Source organism: Pseudomonas sp. UBA3153, assembly GCF_002364635.1.
GTDB lineage: Bacteria > Pseudomonadota > Gammaproteobacteria > Pseudomonadales > Pseudomonadaceae > Pseudomonas_O > Pseudomonas_O kuykendallii.
In genome coordinates this window covers 1-3,865 of sequence record NZ_DEYR01000024.1, presented here as the reverse complement: position 1 = coordinate 3,865, position 3,865 = coordinate 1, and the positions used below count along the sequence as shown (strand labels likewise).

The 3,865-nt window shown below is 68.1% G+C and carries 5 protein-coding genes; all 5 read left to right on the top strand.

Features of this window, described 5'->3' with window-relative positions; all coding sequences use genetic code 11:
• Window positions 1–229, top strand: a 229-nt coding sequence (locus B2X67_RS05285) for a TOBE domain-containing protein (protein ID WP_286784838.1), incomplete at its 5' end; no start/stop codon positions are given.
• A 49-nt stretch (window positions 230–278) separates the two neighbouring features.
• Window positions 279–1,421, top strand: a complete 1,143-nt coding sequence (locus B2X67_RS05280; protein ID WP_286784837.1) for an ABC transporter substrate-binding protein — start codon at window positions 279–281, stop codon at window positions 1,419–1,421.
• A 72-nt stretch (window positions 1,422–1,493) separates the two neighbouring features.
• Window positions 1,494–2,387: an ABC transporter permease gene (locus tag B2X67_RS05275; protein ID WP_090226096.1), complete on the top strand. Its 894-nt coding sequence runs from the start codon at window positions 1,494–1,496 to the stop codon at window positions 2,385–2,387.
• Between the two features lies 1 nt (window position 2,388).
• A complete protein-coding gene (locus B2X67_RS05270; RefSeq protein WP_090226098.1) occupies window positions 2,389–3,198 on the top strand; it encodes an ABC transporter permease in 810 nt (269 codons plus the stop codon).
• A 33-nt stretch (window positions 3,199–3,231) separates the two neighbouring features.
• Window positions 3,232–3,865 (top strand): aldehyde dehydrogenase family protein (locus B2X67_RS05265; RefSeq protein ID WP_286784836.1); only part of this gene is annotated, 634 nt, incomplete at its 3' end.

Below are 3,865 nucleotides of genomic sequence, written 5' to 3'. Positions count from 1 at the left end.
CATCGGCGCGCCGAGCGCCCCGCCGAGCGCCGAGGTGCGCCTGGACGGCGTGGTGGAAGACCGCATCTACCTCGGCAACCTCACCGAGTACCGCGTGCGCACCGGCCCGTTCGGCGTCGTCTGCGTGCGCGTTCCGCGCCAGGGTGGCGCGCCGCAGGGCGACTTCGAGCACGGCGCGGCGGTGAGCATCGGCTGGGACCAGGCCAAGGGCCTGGCGATGGCCGTCTGAACTGACGCTTCGACCCTTTTAGAACGACACGACGACCAGGAGACGGACGATGGACAAGAAGACTTTCATCAAGACGCTACGCAGCTGGCAGAACGGTTCGATCACCCGCCGCGACTTCCTCGGCCGCACCGGCCTCGGCCTGGCCGCCGCGGTGATGGCGGCGAATATGCCGGGGCTGCTGACCAGCCGCGCCTTCGCCGCCGAGAAGGGCAGCATGGGCGACCGCGTCAACCTGGCGACCTGGCCGAATTACCACAGCCCGGACAACTTCGCCGCCTTCGCCGAAGCCACCGGCGCCAAGGTGCAGATGAACGTGTTCGGCTCCAACGAGGAGATGCTCGCCAAGCTGCAGGCCGGCGGCAGCGGCTGGGACGTCTTCGTACCGACCAACTACACCATCAGCACCTACGTCGAGCTGGGGCTGATCGAGCCGCTGGACCTCTCGCGCATCCCCAACTTCGATCCCAAGGCCTTCGAGCAGCGCTTCATGGCCCAGGGCACGGTGGACGGCAAGGTCTACGCGGTGCCGAAGAACTGGGGAACCACCGGCATCGTCTACGACTCCAGCGCGCTGAAGACCCCGGTGGACAGCTGGAAGCAGTTCTGGGACCTGACCAAGACCAGCGCCTCGGGCCGCACCATCGTCCACGACTACCAGCTCACCGCCATTGGCAACGCGCTCAAGTACTTCGGCTACAGCTTCAACTCGCTGGACCCCAAGGAACTGGCCGACGCCGAGAAGCTGCTGATCGACTGCAAGCCGCACCTGTTCGCGATCAACTCCGACATCCAGCCGTCGATGCGCAGCGGCGATGCCTGGATGGCCATGTGCTGGACCGGCGACGCCTCGCAGCTGCACCGCGACAACCCCGACATGCAGTTCGCCCTGGGCCGCGAGGGCGGCGAACTGTGGAGCGATTTCTTCGCCATTCCCAAGGGCGCCGAGCACCGCGATGCGGCCTACGCGCTGATCAACTACCTGCTCGATCCGGCGCACAACAAGCTGGAAGTCGAGGCCCACGGCTACCCGAGCGGCGACAAGCGCGTGGACGCGCTGCTGCCCAAGGAAATGCTCGACGACCCGATCATGTACCCGGCCGCCGAGCTGCTCAGCCACCTGGAGTTCGGCGCCGCGGCGACCCTCACCAGCCCCGTGCGCGCCGAGCTGATGGCGCGCTTCAAGGCGGCGTGACGATGCCTGCAATTTCCGCCCGGGAAGGGGAGCCGAATGCCTGAGGTCTTGCCTATGCGCGGGGATTCGCCGATGAACACCGCCGTCAATGCGTCGCCCGCCGGGGTGGCGCCAGCGCTGGGCCTCGGCCGGCGCATCACCTGGCTCCTGCTGCTGCCCTCGACGCTGTGGTTCCTGCTGCTGTTGCTGATGCCGCTGCTGGTCATCCTGGTGTTCAGCTTCGGCGAGCGCAGCTCGGTGGGCGGCTACGGCGGCGGCTTCACCCTCGACAACTACCTGGCGCTGGGCTCGCGTGCCGGCGCCTTCAGCAACACCCTAGTGCTGGCGCCGCTGGGCACCCTGGTGTGCCTGCTGGTGGCCTATCCGCTGGCCTACTTCCTGGCGGTGAAGGTGCGGCGCAACCGCTCGCTGCTGCTGACCCTGGTGATCGTTCCGTTCTGGACCAGCTTCCTGATCCGCACCTACGCCTGGATCTTCATCCTCGGCGGCAAGGGCATCCCGGCGCTGCTGGCGAGCCTCGGCCTGGAAGGCGTGCGGCTGATCAACACGCCCACCGCGGTGCTGGTGGGGATCGTCTACGGCTACCTACCGCTGATGGTGTTCCCGCTCTACGTCAGCCTGGAGAAACTCGACAAGCGTCTGCTGGAAGCCTCCGGCGACCTCGGCGCGAGCCGCTTCGAGACCTTCCGCCGCGTCACCCTGCCGCTGTCGGCGCCGGGGATGATCACCGGCGTGATGCTGGTGTTCATCCTGCTGATGGGCGAGTTCCTGATTCCGGCGATCCTCGGCGGCGGCAAGGTGTTCTTCGTCGGCAACGCGCTGGTCGACCTGTTCCTGCAGTCGCGCAACTGGCCGTTCGGCAGCGCCCTGGCGATGACGCTGGTGGCCTTGATGCTGGCGATCATCCTGGTCTACCTGAAACTCGCGGCGCGCTTCGGCGGCGCCAGCCGCGACGGAGTGCTGTGAGATGTGGCTGCGCAGTTATTCGACGTCGCTGTACCTGTTCCTCTACGCGCCCATCGCGCTGATCATGGTGTTCGCCTTCAACGCCGGGCGTAGCGGGTTGTCCTTCCAGTGCTGCTCGGTGCAGTGGTTCGGCCGCGCCTTCGGCAACCCGTTCATCATGGAGGCGCTGGGCAACAGCGCGCTGATCGCCCTCTGCTCGGCGTTGCTCTCGACGCTGTTCGGCACCCTCGCGGTGTTCGGCCTGCAGCGTGTCGGCGGCCGCGTGCGGCGCTTCTTCGACGCGCTGACCTACTGCGCGATCATCGTGCCGGGAATCGTCATCGGCATCGCCACGCTGATCGCCTTCATCACCCTGTTCGACCTGCTCAACCCGCTGCTGCAGGCCATCGATCCGGCGCTGCCGCGCCTGCGCATGGGCTTCGGTACGGTGGTGGCGGCGCACTCGCTGTTCACCATGGCGCTGGTCATGGTCATCGTGCGGACCCGCGTCGAGGCGCTGGACAAGGCCCTGCTGGAAGCGTCGGCGGACCTCTACGCACCACCGCTGTCGACCTTCTTCCGGGTGATCCTGCCGCAGATCGCCCCGGCGATCCTCGCCGGCTTCCTGCTCGCCTTCACCTTCAGCTTCGACGATTTCATCATCGCCTTCTTCGTCGCCGGCTCCGAAACCACCCTGCCGATCTACATCTTTTCCTCGATCCGGCGCGGCATCACGCCCGAGATCAACGCGCTGTCCACGGTGATCATCGCCGCCTCGCTGGCGCTGCTGGTGGCCTCGCGCTACCTGCAGAACCGCCAGCCCGGCGCCTGATCCGTCCTGCTTACTGCCCTGAAGGTGAACGCCATGCGCGACCAGCTGTACATCAACGGCCAATGGGTCGGCCCCGACCTGGGCGGCCGCTTCGAAACCCTCGATCCGGCCACCGAGGAGCCGCTGCACAGCCTGCCGGCGGCGACCGAGGAAGACATCGACCACGCCGTGCGCGCGGCCCGCCAGGCGTTCCGCAACTGGGGCGAGAGCCGCGGTGCCGAGCGCGCGGCCTGGCTCGACCTGCTCGCCGATGGCCTGGAGGCGCGCCACGAAGAGCTCGCCGTGCTGGAAGTGCGCGACAACGGCAAGCCGCTGCCGGAGGCGCGCTGGGACGTCGGCGACGCGATCGGCTGCTTTCGCTATTACGCCGGCCTCGCCCGCGAACTGGACGGCCGCCAGAACGAGCCGCTGGCGCTACCCGACGAGCGCTTCCGCTGCTCGCTGCGCTACGAGCCGGTCGGCGTGGCGGGCCAGATCATCCCCTGGAACTACCCGTTGCTGATGGCCGCCTGGAAGGTCGCGCCGGCGCTGGCGGCGGGCGCCACGGTGGTGCTCAAACCGTCCGAGCTGACCTCGCTGAGCGCGCTGGAACTGGCCGCCGCGGCCGACCGCATCGGCCTGCCGGCCGGCGTGCTGAACGTCGTCACCGGCCTCGGCGGCGAGGCCG